The 18271-nt window shown below is 70.6% G+C and carries 14 protein-coding genes and 2 pseudogenes; 5 read left to right on the top strand and 11 right to left on the bottom strand.

All coding sequences use genetic code 11. The features are described 5' to 3' along the window. Nucleotides 1-8 precede the first annotated feature (8 nt). Entirely contained in the window at nt 9-2663 is a 2655-nt protein-coding gene (locus ACUP6Y_RS08195; protein WP_462555292.1) for an AAA family ATPase, read from the bottom strand. Nucleotides 2664-2786: 123 nt separating this feature from the next. Here ACUP6Y_RS08195 and ACUP6Y_RS08190 point away from each other — a divergent pair, with 123 nt between their 5' ends. The 4 genes from ACUP6Y_RS08190 to ACUP6Y_RS08175 all read left to right on the top strand — a co-directional run bounded on the left by ACUP6Y_RS08190 (nt 2787) and on the right by ACUP6Y_RS08175 (nt 8578). Next, on the top strand, nt 2787-4142 hold the full coding sequence (locus ACUP6Y_RS08190) for an RCC1 domain-containing protein (RefSeq protein WP_462555291.1): 1356 nt from the start codon (nt 2787-2789) through the stop codon (nt 4140-4142). 185 nt (nt 4143-4327) lie between these two features. After that, the gene (locus ACUP6Y_RS08185) at nt 4328-4765 is read left to right on the top strand and encodes a hypothetical protein (protein WP_462555290.1); all 438 of its coding nucleotides are present in this window, start codon (nt 4328-4330) and stop codon (nt 4763-4765) included. After that, a complete protein-coding gene (locus ACUP6Y_RS08180; protein WP_462555289.1) occupies nt 4762-6003 on the top strand; it encodes a hypothetical protein in 1242 nt (413 codons plus the stop codon). The genes ACUP6Y_RS08185 and ACUP6Y_RS08180 overlap by 4 nt, the downstream gene beginning before the upstream one ends. 97 nt (nt 6004-6100) lie before the next feature. Further along, nucleotides 6101-8578, top strand: a complete 2478-nt coding sequence (locus ACUP6Y_RS08175) for a helix-turn-helix transcriptional regulator (RefSeq protein WP_462555288.1) — start codon at nt 6101-6103, stop codon at nt 8576-8578. On the opposite strand, the gene ACUP6Y_RS08170 is transcribed toward ACUP6Y_RS08175, so the two are convergent. Continuing rightward, a complete protein-coding gene (locus tag ACUP6Y_RS08170) occupies nt 8534-10930 on the bottom strand; it encodes a helix-turn-helix transcriptional regulator (RefSeq protein WP_462555287.1) in 2397 nt (798 codons plus the stop codon). The genes ACUP6Y_RS08175 and ACUP6Y_RS08170 overlap by 45 nt on opposite strands. A gap of 116 nt (nt 10931-11046) precedes the next feature. Next, entirely contained in the window at nt 11047-11490 is a 444-nt protein-coding gene (locus ACUP6Y_RS08165) for a hypothetical protein (RefSeq protein WP_462555286.1), read from the bottom strand. Between the two features lie 432 nt (nt 11491-11922). On the opposite strand from ACUP6Y_RS08165, the gene ACUP6Y_RS08160 reads away from it, so the two are divergent. Beyond that, nucleotides 11923-12708: a transposase gene (locus tag ACUP6Y_RS08160; protein ID WP_462555285.1), complete on the top strand. Its 786-nt coding sequence runs from the start codon at nt 11923-11925 to the stop codon at nt 12706-12708. 97 nt (nt 12709-12805) lie between these two features. On the opposite strand, the gene ACUP6Y_RS08155 is transcribed toward ACUP6Y_RS08160, so the two are convergent. The 8 genes and pseudogenes from ACUP6Y_RS08155 to ACUP6Y_RS08120 all read right to left on the bottom strand — a co-directional run bounded on the left by ACUP6Y_RS08155 (nt 12806) and on the right by ACUP6Y_RS08120 (nt 18223). Further along, complete coding sequence (locus ACUP6Y_RS08155) at nt 12806-13387, bottom strand: DEAD/DEAH box helicase (protein ID WP_462556666.1); 582 nt, start codon at nt 13385-13387, stop codon at nt 12806-12808. A 129-nt stretch (nt 13388-13516) separates the two neighbouring features. Next, nucleotides 13517-13942, bottom strand: a pseudogene (locus ACUP6Y_RS08150) (DEAD/DEAH box helicase); the annotation flags it as partial. A gap of 399 nt (nt 13943-14341) precedes the next feature. Next, nucleotides 14342-15019, bottom strand: a pseudogene (locus ACUP6Y_RS08145) (TOTE conflict system archaeo-eukaryotic primase domain-containing protein); the annotation flags it as partial. Nucleotides 15020-15182: 163 nt separating this feature from the next. Next, the gene (locus tag ACUP6Y_RS08140; protein WP_462555284.1) at nt 15183-15545 is read right to left on the bottom strand and encodes a type II toxin-antitoxin system RelE/ParE family toxin; all 363 of its coding nucleotides are present in this window, start codon (nt 15543-15545) and stop codon (nt 15183-15185) included. Further along, nucleotides 15535-15831, bottom strand: a complete 297-nt coding sequence (locus ACUP6Y_RS08135) for a ribbon-helix-helix domain-containing protein (RefSeq protein WP_462555283.1) — start codon at nt 15829-15831, stop codon at nt 15535-15537. Before ACUP6Y_RS08135 ends, ACUP6Y_RS08140 begins: the two co-directional genes overlap by 11 nt. 129 nt (nt 15832-15960) lie before the next feature. Then, nucleotides 15961-16719, bottom strand: a complete 759-nt coding sequence (locus ACUP6Y_RS08130) for a tyrosine-type recombinase/integrase (RefSeq protein ID WP_462555282.1) — start codon at nt 16717-16719, stop codon at nt 15961-15963. A 335-nt stretch (nt 16720-17054) separates the two neighbouring features. Beyond that, nucleotides 17055-17702 (bottom strand): nucleotidyl transferase AbiEii/AbiGii toxin family protein, encoded by a 648-nt coding sequence (locus tag ACUP6Y_RS08125; RefSeq protein ID WP_462555281.1) that lies wholly within the window; start codon nt 17700-17702, stop codon nt 17055-17057. Beyond that, on the bottom strand, nt 17699-18223 hold the full coding sequence (locus tag ACUP6Y_RS08120; protein ID WP_462555280.1) for a helix-turn-helix transcriptional regulator: 525 nt from the start codon (nt 18221-18223) through the stop codon (nt 17699-17701). The genes ACUP6Y_RS08125 and ACUP6Y_RS08120 overlap by 4 nt, the downstream gene beginning before the upstream one ends. Nucleotides 18224-18271: the final 48 nt, after the last annotated feature.

The raw sequence follows: 18271 nt of genomic DNA, 5'->3' as shown, positions 1-18271 counted from the left end.
CCGGGTCGTCAGGGGTCAGGGGCGGAGTCTCCAGGTGAGCTGGACGAACGGGCGATCTCGGCAGCCACGGCCGCGAGGTCGATACGTCGGCGGCCGGTCTTGGCGAGCAGTCTGGCCATGTGCGTCTCGACGGTCTTCACCGAGATCACCAGGATCTGGCTGATGTCGCGGTTGCTGCGACCCTCGGCGGCCAGGACGGCGACCCGTTGCTCGGCCGGGGTCAGGCCGTAGGGACGTGGTTGGTTGCGTGCGCGTCCACCGGCGAGGTGCAACTCGTCGCGGGCCGCCTCCGCGAGCCGGTGGTGTCCGGCGGCGAGAGCTGCTCCCAGGGAGTGGTGGAGCACGAGCCGGGCAGCGCCGTGACGTCCTGCACGGCGCAGGGTGCGTCCGTGCAGGAGGAGCAGTTCGGTGCGCAGCGGAGGCGGAGTGCCGGCGGCGTTCGGGGACGACGTGTCCAGGTCTGCCCACGGCGTCGGCCACGACGTGGCCAGGGACCCGGTCAGTGGTCGGGCCAGCGTCGCCCATCGGTGAACGACCGACATGTCGGCCTGGAGGGTGGGTCCAGCGTCGACCTGGAGGGCGACCAGCGGCCACGGGGCCAGCCAGTCACCGACGGGATACGCGGCGGCCGCATCGGTCACGAGCTGAGCGGCCGACGCGGGGTGGCCGAGCGCGTGCTCAGCCTTGGCACAGACCAGGAGCAGGTCGGCGACGCCTGGGCCGTGTGGCACGGCCAGCTCATCGAGCTCCGCTCGGCCGGCGGCGAGCGCGGCCGCAAGGTCGGTTCCGGTACCGTTCAGCAACGCTCCGGCGAGCGCGGCTGCCGCGGCGACGGGGCGCAGCACCGGCCACACCGAGCCCGCCCCCAGCTCCCGGGCAGCGGTACGGGCGGTATCGGCGTCCCCCCGCCATGCGGCGATCCGGGCGGTCCAGGTGCGGGCGTTGGCGGCGATGTCGTCGATCCGGTACCGAACCGCGGCACGGCCGATGTCGGCGAAGACGCGGGCAGCGTCGTCGAGGCGTTCGAGCTGCGCCAGCGCCACGCCGGCGAGCCCGAGCTCGACCAGCAGTTGGGGGTGGTGCTCGAACCGCACCCGGCCGAGCCGCTCCACGGCGCGCTCCGCCTCCATGTCCAGGCCGGCGGTTGCGAAAGTGACCGCCGCGTGGGCGAGCACAGGCAGGGCGTCGACCCGGTCGGACACGAAGAGCTGCCGAGAGCCGCGGAGCGCCGAGACCCGCTCGGAGTCGGTGGTCGGGTCCAGGTACGTCGCACCCAGGAAGGCGCGCAGACCGCGCACCTGGCGCGCCAGGTCGTCGCCGGCCGCGGCGAGCAGGGCTCGTGAGTGGGTGCCTGCCAGGTCGGCGTCACCGGTCAGCATGGCGAACTCCACCAGGTCCGCGCGGGTCCGCTCTGCCCATCCCTGGGCTCCGGACCGCTCCTGGACGGCGAGGATCTCCTCCGCCAGGAGCACCGCCCCTGGAGCGGGGTCCAGCTGAAGGGCGGTCCAGGCCTCGATGGTGGCGAGCTCGCCCCGATCGTCCGCGCCACTCGGGTCGCCTGCATGCTCGGCGCGGGCCCGATCCACCAGGACTCGCGCGAGACGGGCGTCCGCGGTACGCCGTGCCGCGCGGGCCGACTCCAGCAGGGCCTCGGTCGCCCACGCCTCACCGAGAGGCCAGGAGTGCATGAGCAGCGCGGCGACTCGTGCCGGGTCGCGGCCGGTGGCGTGGGCATGCCGGGCGGCGCGCGCGTAGGCGGAGCGGGCGGACCCAGGGCCTCCGTGTGCGGCGACGAGCTCCTCGATCAACGGATGCCGGATCCGGAGCTGGGGACCGCTGCCGAGCAGGCCGGCGGCCGCGATCGCGTCGACCAGGTCGGCCACGACGGCCGGGTCGGTGCCGCTGACCGCCGCCACGTCGGCGAGGCTGCCAGTCCCGCCGAGCACGGCGACCGCACGCGCGACGCTGGCCGCGGCCGGCCCGAGGCCCGCGAGCTCGCGCGCGACGTACGACGCGAGGTCGGTCTCGCTGCTGGTGCCGGCGAGAGCCTCGACCAGGAGCGGCAGTCCGCCGGTACGGTGGTGGATCTCGGCGATCTCGGCCTCCGACCACGACGACCCCGCCGCCGCGTCGAGCATGCTGCGCACGCCGGCGGGGGTCAGGGGCGGCACTGTCACCGTGACCGGACCGGCGTTGCGGAACAGATCCGCGACACCGCGATGGTGCTCGGCGTTCCACGGCCGGGTGGTGACCGCGAGGGTGGGGTCGGTCGCCCCCCGCATCGCGTGACCGAGGAGCCGAAGGCTGGCGGGATCCGCCCAGTGGGCGTCGTCCAGCACGACGAGGTGCCCGGCCAGGAGCTCGCCGAGGCCGGCCGCGGCGCCGATGAAGCGCTGCTCGAGACCGGGTCCTGCCGGGCGGGCCGTCAGGTCGCGGAGGTCGGCGGGCTGCGGAATGCCGAGAGCTGCCAGCACGGCACGGACCGTTCCGAACGGGACGACGCCGTCAGCGTACCTCGCGCAGCATCGCCGGGCGGTGGTCGGCATCGTGGCGTCGAGGAGGGCGGTCTTGCCGACGCCGGGCTCCCCGACCACCATCAGCACAGCGCGCCCGTCGCGCAGCCAGTCGGTGACCGCTGCCATCTGCTCCGTGCGCTCCTGCACCCGCGACAGCGTAGGTGGTTCCTAATGTCCGGGTCGCCACCCTGACGACCGTGAGCCGCGGCGGTGGCAGCCTCGGGCACCGGCCGGCCGTCGCGGCCCGTCGTCACCAACCGGAGGACCGCCATGCCCGACCTGTCCACCCGCCCCCGCTCAGCACGGGTCGCCCTCACGATCATGGTCGGCCTCGCCCTGACGCTGCTGGGCATCGCAGACGGACGGCTCGCGAGCGCGGAGCCGCCCGGCGTCCCCGTCACCCAGGGCGGAAGCCTGCTCCGGACCGCTGGCGACCCCAGCCTCGGCCGGCTGGTGTTCCCCGCACTTCCCGCAGGAGTCACCTACACGGCGGTGGAGGCCGGTGCCGCCCACTCGCTCGCGCTGCGCTCGGACGGGAAGGTCGACACCGCCGGCTACGACTTCTGGGGCCAGCGTGACCTGCCCGCCGCGGTCGGCGACCGGTACACCGCGATCGCAGCCGGCGGCGAGCACACCCTCGCACTGGTGTCGGACGGATCCGTCGTGGCCGTCGGCCGCAACGTCGAGGGACAGGCCACCATCCCGGCACCCGGCGGTGGTACCACCTACACGGCCGTCGCCGCGGGCGGCTTCCACTCCCTGGTGCTGCGTTCCGACGGCACCGCACAGGGCTACGGGCTGAACGCCGACGGCCAGGCGAGCCCGCCCGCGCTCCCGGTCGGCCTGGCCTACACGGCACTCGCCGCGGGCGATCACCACTCGCTCGCGCTGCGCTCGGATGGCCAGATCGTCGCCTTCGGCGCGAACGGCAGCGGCCAGACCGTCGTACCGCTGATGCCGCCAGGCAGCTACGCGGCGATCTCGGCCGGTGACGCATGGTCACTCGCGCTGACCACGGACGGACACCTCGTCGCCTGGGGCGCCGACGTCTTCGGGGTCGTGACCGATCTGCCGCAGCCCCCACCGGGCACGCGGTTCACAGCGACCAGTGCGGGCGGACAGTTCGGGATCGCCCTGCGCAGCGACGGCGTCGTGGTGCATTGGGGCAAGGACGACGTCGGCCAGGGGGCGCTCACGGCGCCGCCGGCGGGTTCAAGATATGTCGCCATCGGCGCCGGAGGCGCCCACAGCCTGGGGATCGTCCGCGTCGACCCGCCGACCCAGTTGACACCGACGCTCACGTTGAAGGCCAAGCCGAAGCGCGACCGGTCCGCGCCGTACAAGTACCGGCTGAAGGGGCGAGTGACGGGGCCCTTCTCCCCCGGACCCGAGGTGTGCGGCGGCACGGTGGACCTCACGATCAAGCAGGGCAAGCGCGTCGTCGCGCGCAGATCGGTGCCGGTGGACGCGCAGTGTCTGATGGCGACGAAGGTGAAGGTGAAGGGCGCCAAGGTACGCGGACACGGGCAGGCGACCTTCAAGGTCCGTGCCAGCTACAGCGGCCAGGTCTCGGCGACCACGATCCTCCAACCGGTACGCACGACCATCAAGCTCCGGGCCAGATGAGGACGAGCGGGATCAGCACATCACCTGCACGGTGAACCCGCGGGGAGCACCCACACCGTCGTGGTCCCGGGTCACGACCAGGACGGCGTGGGATCGCCGGCGAATGGGGCGGCGGACACCATGGGGCCGGTTGAGTAGTAGTTGCTCAGAGACCGCCCCCCACCGCTGGTGCCATGGTCTCCGCCATGACACGCACCCGACTTCCGTCACTGGCGGCCACCGCGGTCCTGGTTGCCGGGCTCGCTTGCCTGGCCGGCTGTGGCTCCGACGAAGATCCGCCCACGGAGGCAGGCTCCACCGGCACCGCCACGGGAAGCTCGGACGGCGGCCAGGACACCGGTGAGGACATCGGCGAGGACATCGGCGAGGACATCGAGGACGCTCTCGACGCCGTCGGCGAGGACGGCGTCCTGGAGATCACCGCCAAGCAGTTGGTGGGCGTCTTCGGCCTCACGGACTACGAGATCGACGATGGCCGGCTGGTGATGGTCTCCGAGCAGGCCCAGGACCAGGCCGAGGCGCAGTGCCTGCAGGCCGGGCTGGTGCTCAAGGGCGTCGGCTCCGATGCCCCTCTCTCCATCAGGTACGACGACACGACAGTGAACTGTGAGGACTTCTCATGACCGCCTCCCTCCCTCGTCACCCCCGCCTGCGCCGTGTCGCGGTCGGCGGCGGGATCGCACTCGCCGCGATAGTGGCCCCGATGCTCGCCGTGGTCCCCGGCCAGGCGCAGGCCGCGACGGTGACCACGACCGTGCAGTTCGCCGGCTGCGAAGTCCGGGACACCCCGTTCGGCCACAACACCCAGATCGGTCCGGAGCGGACGTGGAGCCCGAGCCTCACCTTCGCCATGCCGACCCCGATCGCCTCGCGCGACGAGATCACCGTGGACGTGACGCTGGGCGATCTGCCGGCGAATGTTCTCCCGGAGGACATGACCGACGTCTGGGTCTCCGTCTGGAAGCTGCAGTTCGTCAGCGAGCATCTGTACCCGCTGAACTTCTACGACGAGTTCTACGTGGCCAACCTGGACAAGGACCTGCCGCTCGCGTTCCCCGCGTTGGAGTATGAGACGGACTACGTCGATCCGGGCGTCTACCACCACCGGGTGAAGAGCGTCGAGCTCTTGTTCAACGGCAAGGACACGAACGGCGACTTCGCGGAGTACTCCTTCGAGTGCGACCAGGTCGTCAATCCGCAACCGATCCTGGCCACGGCGGTCTACGACCTCACCGCGACGCCCGAGCTGGTCCTCGATCGGGCCACCGCACAGGTCGGTCAGTCGGTGGCGTTCACCGGCACGAATCTGCTGGCGACTGCACCCGCGATGCCACGCGCGCAGGCGAGTGTGACGGTGGGCGGCATCCCGGCTGGCACCGTCCAGGTCGACGACTCCGGCGCCGTCCAGGGCAGCCTCACGGTGCCGGCCGGGCTCGGCGGCACCGTCGAGGTGCGGGTGAGCAACGGCGCGAAGTCGGCCAGCCAGATGCTTCAGCTCTCCACCGGCGGGACCGGGCCCAGTGGCGTGGACGTCAACAATCCGGCCACCTGGCACCCCCACGCACAAGGCGACGTCGTCGACAACCAGGCGAAGCTCAAGGTGGCGGCCAAGAAGGTTCGCTCGGGCAAGAAGGTCAAGCTCGGCGGCTCCGGCTTCGCACCGGGAGAGGCGGTCATTGTCAAGGCGAGGACCTCGAAAGGTAAGGGCATCAGGCTCTTCACGAAGGTCGTCTACGCGAACGCCTCCGGCGCCATCAAGGCCAACCTGAAGCTCAGGCGCGCCGCGAAGGGAAGGTGGCGGGTCACGGCGATCGGGGTCGCGAGCGGTCACGGCGGCGTGGCGAAGTTCAAGGTGAGGTGAGCCGTCGGAGCATGTCGTAGGCGCCGTGCGGTGGCCGGTTCGGGGAACAATGCCCGAACCGGCCACCGTCGGAGTCGTCGCTCACTAGAGTCGGCGGGTGCTGTTCGGACGTGAGGTGCTGCTGGAGAGGATCGTCGCTCGGACTCGGGACCACCGTTCGACGCTGCTGGTCACCGTCCCCGGTGCCGGCGGGTCCTCGGTGCTAGCCGCGGTCGCCGCAGCAGTCGGCACGTCCGTGGTGCATGGCGGCGATGCCGTCGAGGGAGTTCCATTCGTCCCGTTCGCCGAGCTTCTCGCGTCCTCCAGCATCGACGCCACCAACGCCCGGACGGTGTACACCCACCTCGCGCCGTGGCTGGCTGATCGCAGCATCGTGGTGGACGACACGGAGCGCCTCGACCTCGCCTCCAGCGTCCTGCTCAGCCACGCTGTCCGCGCCGGAGCGACGGTGGTCGCCGGGGTGAGCGACCTGGCTGCCGTGGCGCCGGCCTTTCTCGACCTGACCACGACCTGGGACCGTGACGAGGTCGTTCCGCTGGACCACGACGCCCTGCTCAGCCTGGCGACGGACCGGCTCGGCGCCGACCTGGATCCGGTCTGGGTCGCCGGTCTGCTCACCCGCGCGGCGGGTCTGCCCGCCGTCGCCGCGGATCTGGTCGCGCAGGCGCTCGACCACGGCGTCGACCTCGGGAGGTTCCGACCGGGACCGCGATCACTGGCGCTGCGCGGTCACCAGTTCGAAGCGCTGGCACCGGACGGGGCCGAGTTCCTCGCCGCGCTGGTTCTCGCCGGCCGCCTGCCACTTCCGCCGGCGACGCCGGGCTCGGTGGTCGCTGATCTGGTCGGTCGCGGTCTCGCCCGCGTCGACAACGGGTCGCTGTCGCCGGGAGGCGACCTGGTGATCGACGTGGTCCTGCCACAGCTGGTCCCGGATCGGTGGCCGCACCTAGCGGGAGTGGGGCTGGCCGGGCTACCCGGCACCCGCTCCTGGGAGGACGTACGACGTCGCCTGACTCTCCTCGCCGGCCAGGAGGACGACGCTCAGACCACTCTGGAGACAGGCACCTGGTTCCTGCGGTGGGGTCGACCTGATCTGTGCCGTCACCTGGTCGCCGAACGGACCGAACCTGTCTCGCTGCTTCTGCGCGCCCGAGCCGGCGCTGCCGCGGGGGACGACCCGGCTGACGCGCTCGCCGACCTGGATCGTGCAGCGGCCACCACTGACGACCCCGACCTGCTCACCTCGATCGCGCAGGAATGGGGCATGCTGCTGCGGGAACGGATGTCTGACCAGGCTGCTCTGCGCGAGCGCATCGCCGTGGTCGCCGACCGGCTGCCCGACGGTCCGGCGCGGGACCAGGTGCGGGCCGTGATCGAACGCCGACGGGCCTTCGTCGGCGAACCACAAGGCGAGGGCGGCGACCTGGAACGCCACGACGCGAGCACCCGCGCGCTGAGCACCGTCATGGCCGGCGAGCTGCGCCGCGCCCGGCAGATCGTCGCCGACGCACCCGAGGAGCCGGTGGGCGCTGATCCGGAGTTCGAGCGGACGATGCGGGTGCTGGTCGAGTTCCTCCCCGTGGTCTACGACGGCCAGATGGCGCTGGCCCGGTCGATTGCCGAGGAGGAGTACCGCCGCGCACGCGGTGAGGGAGGCTCCGGAGCCGGTCTGTGGAGCTACAACCGGGCCAAGATCTCGCTGCACTCCGGGCAGTATCACCACACCGTCGAATTGGCCGTCGCCGCAGGCAAGCACCTGGCCTGGCGCGATGGAACCGGTCTGGCGATGCCGTGCCTGGCCCTCCACGTGGCCGGCCTGGCTCGTGTAGGGCGGCTCGCGGAGGCCGATGCGCTGGTCGCGCGGTTCAGTACCGAGGAGCGGGGCCTGCCACGCATCGCGGTCGGCATCGCCCGAGTGGAGGCGGAGCGCCACCGGTGGGCGGGGCTGCGAGCCGCGGCAGCCGACGAGATGGCCCGGGTCGGTCGCCAGGCGATCGCCGACGGTGAGGCGTACTCAGGCGTCCTCGCCCTCGACGAGGCGTTCATGCTGGATCCGCGTGCCGATGTCGCGGCCGACCTGGCGGCGTACGCAGATCGCTCACAGCTGCTCACCCTCTGCGCGGAGCGGGCCGAGGCGATCCTCGCGGGCGACCTGCCCGCGGTCACGACGGCAGCCGAGCGGTTGGAGGCACTGCCGATGCCCGGGCGGGCGGCGCACCTGTGGCGGACCGCGGCGCGGCTCCAGCGCGAAGAGGGCCGCGAGGCGGCGAGCCGGGCATCCCTACGCCGCGCCGAGACGCTGATGACGCAGTGGGGCCTGCCGATCTGGCCCGAGCCCGCACCCGTCTCGGCGGAACGGCTGACCCGGCGCGAATGGCAGGTGGCCCGTCGCGCCGCGAACCGGATGCGGAGTCGCGAGATCGCCGAGGAGCTCGGTCTCTCGGCACGCACGGTCGACAACCACCTGTCCGCGTGCTTCCGCAAGCTAGGAGTCATCCGTCGCGACGAGCTGGGCGGGGTGCTGGACGCCTCAGTGGCTCCGATCGACATCGGGGAAGACATGCTCGACCTCTGACCTGCGGGCCAAGCCGAGCTTGCGCAGGATCCGGCCGACATGATTGTCGACGGTCCGCACCGACAGTCCGAGCCGCACCGCGATCTCCCGGCTGCGCATGCGTGCTGCGACGAGCCGCGCGATCTCGACCTCTCGTGCGGTGAGGGCGGCGGCGTCGCCGTCGCCGGGCCACGAGCTGCATCCGGCGTCTGCCACGATGACAGCGCCAGCGCGACGGGCACGCCCGGCAGCATCCGGGTCGCCGCGCTCGCTGTGCAGGGCCGCGGCCAAGGTCCAGGCCTGGGCGGCACGGGACGGGAATCCAGTGCTCGCGAAGGCCCGGGCCGTCTCCTCGACACCGGCCGGATCCCGGCGGTGCCACGCGCGCGCCCGCTGGGCGAAGAGGCTAGCCAGTGGGCTGGTCGGCGCGTGGGTGTCGAGCGCATCGACCAGCGTGGGATCGGGGCATAGCATCCACGCCTCGTCGAGGGCCAGGACACCGAGGTGGCGGTGCGACTCGGAGATGGCGCGGTGTCCCGCGGCCGCCAGGACCGCGGCCGCCTCGCCCGGCCTAGCTGCGAGCTTGTGCCGCTCGGCATGCACCCGGGCGACGTGAAGATCGACCTTGATGTCGGCACCGGCCTCGGCCGGCAGGTCGTCGAGAGCCCGCAGGGCCGCGTCGAGCGCTCCGCGACGAGCATCGAGCGCGGCGCGGAGGGCATTCGCCGGCGTGCGCAACCCGGTGAAGTCCTGCCAGGCGAGGTGACGCCCGGCTCGGCCGGCCATCGTCTGGGCCCAGTCCAGTCGCCCCGCGTGCAGGCCCAGCTCCGCCGCCGCGAACTCCCACATCCCGAGCGACGGGGCCGCGGCACGCGCTGCCTGGTCCCTCCGGGTAACAGCCCATTCCTCGGCGACGGTCAGCTGACCGTCAAAGGCCAGCGCGAGGTAGTGGGAGAGCCCCAGAAGGTCGACGGAATGCCCGGGTGCGTCGACCTGCTCCGCGAGCGCGATCCCGTCAGCGACATGCTGCAGGGCGACCTCAGGGCGCCCGTCGAGCGAGGAGATCATCGCCGAGATCACCGCGACGCCCAGCCGACCGTCGAGATCGGCGGCGCGCTCGGCGCCGGGAAGGGGCGGCGGCTCTCGCCCTGCCATCAGATGCCACTTGACGAGGTCCGCGTCGAGGGCGGCCCGGTCGGCGCCGGTCAGCCTGTCTGCCACCACTTCGACGGCCGTGATCGCGGCACCGGGGTCCGCACGTCGTACGGCGTGCAGCAATCCGAGTTCGGCGCCAGCCCGGATCAGCACCTCCGGTGTGGCCCGGGGGTCCTGTGCCGCTGCCTGGAGATGACGGTTGGCCGCTTCGTGCTCCCCAGTACCAGACAAGGTCGCACCACGCAGCAGCGCGAGGGTCGTCTCGTCCTCAGGGGTGATGGACCCGGGCGAGATGCCGGCGAGCAGGTCAGAGGCATCGGCCCATCGCTGAACATTCACGGCACGCTGTACTGCGACGACGCCAACGCGACACTCGAGCGCCTCTCCCGCGCGCACGCGAAGCAGGCAGGCGAGATCAGACCACTCCGGATCGCGGTCAGCGAACTTGTCGGCGAGCTCCTCGGCGAGGGAGGAGCAAGCGAGCCGCCATGAATCGACCGTCAACTCATCAAGAACGACATCGGCAAGCAGCCGACCGGCGACCGCGACCCGATCGCCGGCGCGAGCCGCGATTCCGGCGGCGACGAGATGATCGAGTACCACGGGCGGCAACATCGCCGCGGGCAGCTGCTCGGCAAGCGAGAGCCGGACCAGCCACTCATGGTCGGCAGGCCCGAGGCCACGGATCGCCGGCGCATGCAGCTCGACCAGCCGCGCAGTGACTCCAGGATGCCCGATCTCCACCCCACCCTGGCCGTGACACACTGTCGCAGCGGCGCTGCCGAGAAGCTCGACCGCGATCCCGGGCACTCCCTGACAGCGATCAAGCAGGTACGCGGCCGACTCGGCTGAGAGGTCATCACCCAGCAGGTCAGCGGCGATGGCGAGGATGGCGTCATCGGACAGCGGCGTAAGCCGATGCACCGGCCAACCCGCGCGGACCGCCTCGTCGCCGAGCGGCGTGGGCAGATGGTGGGTCTCGGACGCCGCCACAACGAGGGGTACACCGGCCCGGCCAAGCTGGGCAAGCAGCACGCCGCCGGCGCGATCCACCCCATCGGCGTCATCGACCAGCACGACCGCACCCCTGGCGACCAGGTCACCGGGGATGCGGGTGTAGGCGGTGATGCCGCCGGCGTCGTACCCGAGCTGAGCGCTGACCGGGGCCAGGAGACCACCGCTCACCCGCCGTACCGAGCCGTCGATGCGGTCGGCCACCGCGTCAAGGAGGCCGGTCCTGCCACTGCCCCTCGACCCGATCAGACAACTAGCCCGTCTCGTGCCGAGCATCTCCTCCACACTGCGCAGCAGTGGCCCCCGACCGTGTAGACGTGTCATGGCGTCGAACTGACCTCGGCCACCGTGTAGGACACGAGCGTGTCACCGTCATCGACCGAGAACACCACCTGCACCACGTAGGTGTCGCCGGTGTAGCCGAGGACCGCGCCATCGTCGGCGCCGAACCGACTGGTCTCCGTCAGACCGGCGCCGTCGAGATCCGCAGCGACCCGGTCCACGGCCTCCTTCACGGACGCCTCGTGGAGGATCACGACGACCCAGCCGGCCGAGCCCCCCGTCGTGATCGCCGTGCCTTGGCTCACGCGGCCGTCCACCAGCGGGATGTCGCTGGGGAAGTCAGCGGGTAGATCCTGCGTGACGGCCAGCTGGTTCTCGCCGTCGTCGAAGGAGATGTCCTCCCCGTCGCGCTCGATCGACAGGTCGTCCTCACCATCGCCGTCGGTGTCCACGGCTCCCCCACCGTCAGCGACGTCGAGCACCTCTCCCACCGAGGGAGACCCCGCTCCCCCGCAGCCCGTCAGCGACAACGACAACGACAACGACAACGACACGACTAGGACCACGACCGACCCTGCGGCGCCGAGCCGCCGGCGGCGGCGGTTCACGATGATCGACATGGACGACCTCCAGGTGGTTCCGGTGAGGCCCCGAACCTTGCCAGCCCAAGCCTGTCGAGGTCATGAGTAACAAATACTCGGCGGCTTTAGATGCGTCCGGCCATCAGGTCGGCACGCGGCCGATCGGTGGCCGGTCTCCGAGTGCGCTGTGGTAGCGCTCAGTGTTGTCGTGCGCGATCCAAGGTGCAAGGGGTCGACAGACTCACGAAAACTGCCCGCGAAACGCTGTCCGTGCCTCACGTAGGAATGCCCGCGAAGCGGTGAGCGTGTTCGGGTATGAGGAGTGAGTTGTCGATGACGTCTCGTGCCGAGGTCACCACGAAGTACGCCAAGGCGTACGCGAAGGCTTCGAAGAAGGACAAGGGCCGGGTCCTCGACGACGTGGTCTCGGTGACGGGGTGGTCGCGTGACAACGCACGTCGTCGGCTGGTCGCGGCCGCGGACCGGACTCCTGGCGCGGGCCGGACGGTCGCCGTGCAGCCCAGGAAGCCTCGGGCACCGAAGTACTCCTACGACGCGGTGAAGGTGCTGCAGAAGGTGTGGGCGGCCTCCGGTGGGCAGTGCGGGAAGTACCTGGTGGTCTCGATGCAACTCCAACTCGCCGGCCTGGAACGCCACGGGGAGCTCGTCGATGGCGCGGACCGCTACAGCGACGCCGTGCGTCGCGAGTTGTTGTCCATGTCGGCGGCGACGATCGACCGGTACCTGAAGGGCGCGAAGGCAACCGATGCGATCCGGGGCGTCTCGACGACGAAACCCTCACCGTTACTGCGTTCTTCGATCAAGGTCCGCAAGGCCGGTGATGAGGTCGAGACCGAGCCCGGGTTCTTCGAAGGCGACACCGTCGCGCACTGCGGACCGACGTTGAAGGGCGAGTTCGCCCGCACTTTGAACCTCACCGATGTCCACACTGGCTGGGTGTTCACCCGCAGCGTCAGGAACAACGCCCACGTCCACATCCTCGGCGCGTTGAAGGCCGGCGTCACGCAGGTGCCGTTCGCAGTGACCGGTCTGGACTTCGACAACGGCAGCGAGTTCCTCAACCACGCCGTGATCAAGTGGGCCGCCGATCTGGACTGATTGTACGTCGCAGCTCGGCCGGTCTGGGGCCGGCTCGGAGGTTTCGTGAGGACGAACTGGGACAAATCTGGTGCCGTTTGGCCGCGAGGCCAGCTCGTCAAGTTGACCTCGGGGTCCTTCGGGGATCGGGGAATCCGAGACTGACGTACCCGGGCGCGCGTTTGGTGAGTGCTGCGGCGAGAACGGGAACGTCGATGTCGACGTAGTCGTGGACCTCGGCGGTCTGCTTGCCGGGGTGGGCACGCAGGACGCGGCCGGCGTACTGGACCAGACGCCCCTTGAACGAGACCGGCCCGGCGAGGAACAAGGTGTCGAGGGCGGGGCAGTCGAAGCCCTCGCCGACGAAGTGTCCGGTGGCAACAACGAGCAGTGGTGGCCCATCGTTGGATGGCTTGAGTCGCTCGTGGGCAGCGACGCGTTGCTTGGCGCCCATGCCGCCCTTGAGGACGACCGGGTCGTGTCCTCGGTCGACGAGGGCAGCGGCGAGGTGGTCGACGTGGCTGGTGCGCTGGGCGAGGATCAGGCAGTGCCGGCCTCGCCCGAGGGCCTCGACGGCATCGCTGAGGATCTGCTCATTGTGGGCCTCGTCCTCCGCCAGAGCCCGATGGACGCCCGCGATCGCGCCTGGGACGGAGAAGTCGACCGGCTCCTCCAACTGGAAGGACGTGGGGTGGACCACGAGCACGGGCTGCGGCCGCTCGGCGGTGGCGCCTTCGAGGGTGTCGGGATCGGCGTGGGCGAATGTATGCCGGACGGGGCCGAGCTGGAAGCCGATGAGGTCGTCGAGACCGTCGCGGCGGTAGGGGGTGGCGGTGAGCCCGACCCAGTAGCGAGCAGGAATCGCGCGGACGGCGTTCTCGAACGCGGCAGCCGGGACGTGGTGGCACTCGTCGACGATGACTTGGCCGTAGGCGCTCAGCTTGTCGGCGAGATCGGTCCGGCGGGCGAGGGTCTGCAAGGTGGCGATGTCGATGATGCCGGTGAGCTTGGAGCGGCCGCCGCCGAGCTGGCCGGGCTTGTGGCCGAGGAGGTCGGTGATCTGGCGGCGCCATTGGTCGGCGAGTGTCTTGCGGTCCACCAGAACGAGTGTGGGAACCGCACGCTGAGCGATGACCGCGCAAGCCATGACGGTCTTGCCTGATCCTGGTGGCGCAACCAGCAGGCCCAACTCGTGCGGAGCCACGGCCTCCACAGCTGCCTGTTGCTGTGACCTCAGCTCGACGGCAGCCGCGAGCTCCAACCTCTCCCCCGTAGTCCGCTCGTCGTTGACCTCGAGCTTGCTGCCGGCCTCATCGATCAGCCTGGTGGCCGTGGCGAGTAGACCACGGGGAAGGACGAGGTGGTCATCGAGTGTCTCGTCGTAGGAGGTGATGATCCGCGGGACGTTCCAGGTCGACTGACGGCGACGCTGGCGGTCGTAGAACTCCGGGTTGTAGGTCGATGCCGCGTGCTTCAGCGTCGCGTACAGCGAGGGCGTCAACTCCGAGCCGGGAATCCTGACAGTCCCATCGAGATGGAGATGCACGATCGGCGCCGGGTTCGGCTGGGTCTTGGTCGACCGGGCTGGTTGGGCCCGGGTGACCCGTGCTCCGACGGTGGGTTCCTGGAGCGCCGAAGCGAGTCTCGCGACATGCTTCGGAGTGAGCCGCTCCAGCGTGGAGAGGTAGTCCCACTGGTCCTCGAACGGCTCCAGCGTGCGCAGGTCGAGGAACACCGTGGTGCCGAACTTGCGTGACTTGCCGTGCAGCGGCGCCGCGATCAGGTTGCCGGGCCCTTGACCAGGAAGGACATCCTGGGACGGAAACAGCCGGTCGTAGCAGCGCAGGTCCATCCGGCCACGGATCGCGATCGCCTCGCGGACCAGCGCCATCCCGAGTTGGCGGGCAATGGCCGCTGGCACGGGATCGGTGAAGAAGATCCACACGTGCGCGCCGACCCCGGACCGGGAGACTTCCAAGGCCGCCGGGGCCCCGACCGCCCGCGCGGCTTTGAGGTAGGCGAGTGCGTCGAGCATCGCAGCCTGCCCGTCGAAGTCGGCGGCAAGCCAGCAGGCCTGGTCGCGCGGGAGCATCGGATAGAGGCCGATGTGGATGTCGCCGGTCAGGTGCGCGGCGAGCACGTCGGGTGTCAGCGGCAGGTGCCGGATGTCAGACGCGGGTCGACCCTTTCGCCATCCACCGGCGACTGCAGGCACCCATCCCGACTTGCCGGTGCGGGCGTTCTCCCAGCGAACGGCGTAGACGTCGCGCCTCGCACCGAACAACGCGGCGTAGAACTCGACCTTCGCCTGGGACGACGAACCTGCGTCCACCGGCCCCGGTGCCTTGTCGAACCACGCGGACTGGGTGCCGCGAGCAGGAGCGACCTCGGTGTCGGTGAGCTTGAGGAGCTTTCGCAGACGCGCGTTCTCGGCCCGTAGACCATCCAGTTCGATTTGCCGATCGTTCACGGGCTCAATCCTGCCGAGTCGCGTTCTACGCCCAGTCGCTGTCCGGCGTGTAGTGGAGTGTCGGGTCCTGGCGTTCGTGCAGCACGCGCGCCACTGCGAGGGTGTCTTTCTCCCATCGGCACAGCAGGAGGTGGCGGGGCTTTCTCACTGGTCCACCGGTGCTGCGTGAGGCGCTGTTGGAGAGGTGCCAACTGAGGACCGCGGTCTCCAGTTCGGCGCGGGGCTTGAACAGCACGCTGCCGTAGCTCTGGGCGGCGTGGCGTATCGCGGCTGAGATCAGTGCCTCGTACCGCTGTCGGGCCTCCTGCCCGAACTCCGCGTGTGACCACGCCAAGATGCCTTCGATATCGGACAGTGCGGACTGGCTGAGCCGAGCCTCAGTCGCCATCAACCCGCGAAGCCCGCTCGGCGGCTCGCCGACCCACATCTGCGATGAGGTCGTCCAACTCGCCCAGCGGCACCCTCGTGTACCTGCCGTTGTCCAAGTCGTCCAAGCCGACGCGGGCTGCGTGGCGGAAGACCTCGACCTTGGTGTCGTGTGCGCGCTGCTTCTGCTCCATCTGGCGCAATGCGAGGTCAACGACCTCGGCGGCGTTCTCGTGGTCGCCGCGCTTCACTACCGCGTCAACGAACTCTTGACCGTGGTCGGTGAGCGGGACGTTCCGGGCAGCCATGGCGAGCACCTCCTAACACAGGAGTTTAACCCGTGGATACAGGTGCGCGCGCCGATCTCCGCGGACCAACGTCCTATGCCCCGACGAGCATCCCGAGCCTCTCGAGTGTCGCTGCTCGTGGCACCACGGTCACAGGCCGAGGTCGCGACTGGTGCTACGGTCGAGCGCTTCGGCGGGGCGGATGTAGTGGTCGAGCAGGGTCGCGAGTCGGCGGTGCCGGGTCTGTGCCGCGATGCGGTCCAGTGCGGCTCCGTTGCGGGCGGAGGTGGTGGCGTGCCCGGCGCGCAGCGAGTGCCCGGAGACCTGCAGGTGACCGAGCCCGGCTTCAGCGGCGCGACGCTGGACGACCTTGCTGACACCGCTCGGGGAGAGTTGTCGGTCGAGAACGGTGCCGGCCGAGGTCATCTGCAGGAAGACGAACCCGCAGCCGGCCGGTCGGTGATCGTGGGACCCGGAGTCGCGAGAACTCAGGCGGGCCCACTGTGACAGGGCGGCGACCGAGTCGGTGGCGGGATGCCGGCCGTGGGCGACGCCGACGACCTCGCCGTGGCCGTCCTGGTCGGTCTTGGACCGACGCACGGTCAGCAGCACACCACCGGCGGCTGGGGTGATGTCGGCGGAGGCGAGCGCGGACAACTCGCTGGGCCGCAGCGCCGAGGCGTAGCCGAGCAGGATGAGGGCACGGTCGCGGGCAGCCATCGGCTGGGATGGGTCCAGTCTCGTGACGATGCGACGGATCTCGGCCGGCGTGAGCGGGTGCGCACGCCGCTGGGTGCCGCAGCCGAGGGTGCGCCGCAGACCGCGCAGGACGCGGCGCAGGGTCGGGTCGGCGGTGGGGTTGGCCAGTCCGGCGCTGCGGTGTTCGTAGGCGATCGCCGAGCAGGCCACCTCGAAGGTGCGTAGCAGATCCCGGCGGCGGCGCGTTCGGTGAGGTAGACGGCGATGGCGCCGGGGTCGGCGGGCAGGGCCTGGATGCCTCGGGCATCGCACCAGCGACTCCACAGGCTCCATGTGATCCGGTAGATCTTCCGCGTGGACGGGGCGATGTCGGCCTCGAGAGCGGCGGCGATGCGGGCGAGCTCGACGGGGTCGAGCACGAGCGTGGTGGGCGCGGGCCTGGCGGGCGCGGGCCAAGTCGGGGAGTCCGGTGGGGTCATCCGCCCGTAGTAGCGGCCACGCAGCAGCATGACGACCTGGGACCGGAAATGCGTCCGCGTTCACCATCACGTGGGGGTCTCACCGAGGTCGAGCGCCCAGCCCCGGAAGTACCCGCGTGCGGCGGTAACGTCGCCGGCGGCAAGTGGGATCTCGTCGTCGTCGAAACGGCTGATGGTGCGCATCATCTGCGCGAGCACGGCGGTGTCGAAACCTGCGTCGATTGAAGCCGCCTCCTCCAGGAGCGCGGCTTGGCCGAAGCGTTGCGCGAGCATGTACACGTCAGCGAAGTCACGGGCCTCGGCCCTGCCGAACAGCGCGAGCAACTTGCGGCCCGCGAGCTCGAGCGGTGCCAGGGTGGGCCCGAGGATCGTCATCGTCGGAGCCGCGACCGGCGGAGAGTCGATCGCCAGATCCACCAAGAGCTCCCCCGCTCCCCCGGTGACAACCATCCGGCAGAACGTGGTCCCGGTCTGGCGGACGGCGACGTCGTACCCTCGGGCGCGCAACGCCTCGACGAGCGCGTCCCGGGCGGCGATCACCGAGGTGATCGGTGCCGAGGCGAAGAGGTCGATGTCCTCGGTAGGTCGCGCGACCAGATCGGACGCAACCAGCGCAGCGCCGCCGGCGACGAGGTAGCCCTCCGCTTCCTCGAGCGCGAAGAAGGTCTCGGCAACCTCAACATGGAGAGCCGTCAGGTGCTCGGCTCCGGTCACGAGGCCACCTGCTCAGCGCCATGGCCGGTCACGACGGACTCCCACGCCTGCCGGACCGTTGCAGGTAGCACGAGCTCGTCCCACAGGTCGACCAGCAACGCCCCATCGATGTATGCAAGGACATCGTCCGGCCCTCCCTCACGCAGGACGAGTTCGTAGACCCGAGCGCGCTGACGGCGCTTCCGTAGGTCGTAGCGCCGACCTCGGTCGGACCAGTTCAGATGCAGCGGGAGTTCCACCGTCGCGACCGCCTGCTCCAACGGCAGTCGCGGCAGTCGGGTGGGCACCGAGACGGGTCGGCCGCGCTCCCCTGCTACCTCCCGGAACTCAACGGCCGGTACCGCGGCCAGCTCGAACCCTGCCGCGGCGAGGATCCGCTCTGCAGTGTCGAGGCTGGGTGACTTCCGGCCGTTCTCGTACGCGGACAGCGTCGGGCGGGACGTGCCCGAGCGTGCCGCGAGCGCAGCCTGCGTCAGACCCGCCGCCCGGCGGGCTGTTTCGAAGAGGGTGTGCCCGGCCATGCTCCTACGGTATCCGATCGAATACCTACATGTCGTTGCTCAGTTCGC

The organism is Nocardioides sp. S5-5 (assembly GCF_054954065.1).
The sequence above is the reverse complement of the archived record's forward strand: the minus strand, read 5'-3'. Positions and strand labels throughout refer to the sequence as shown.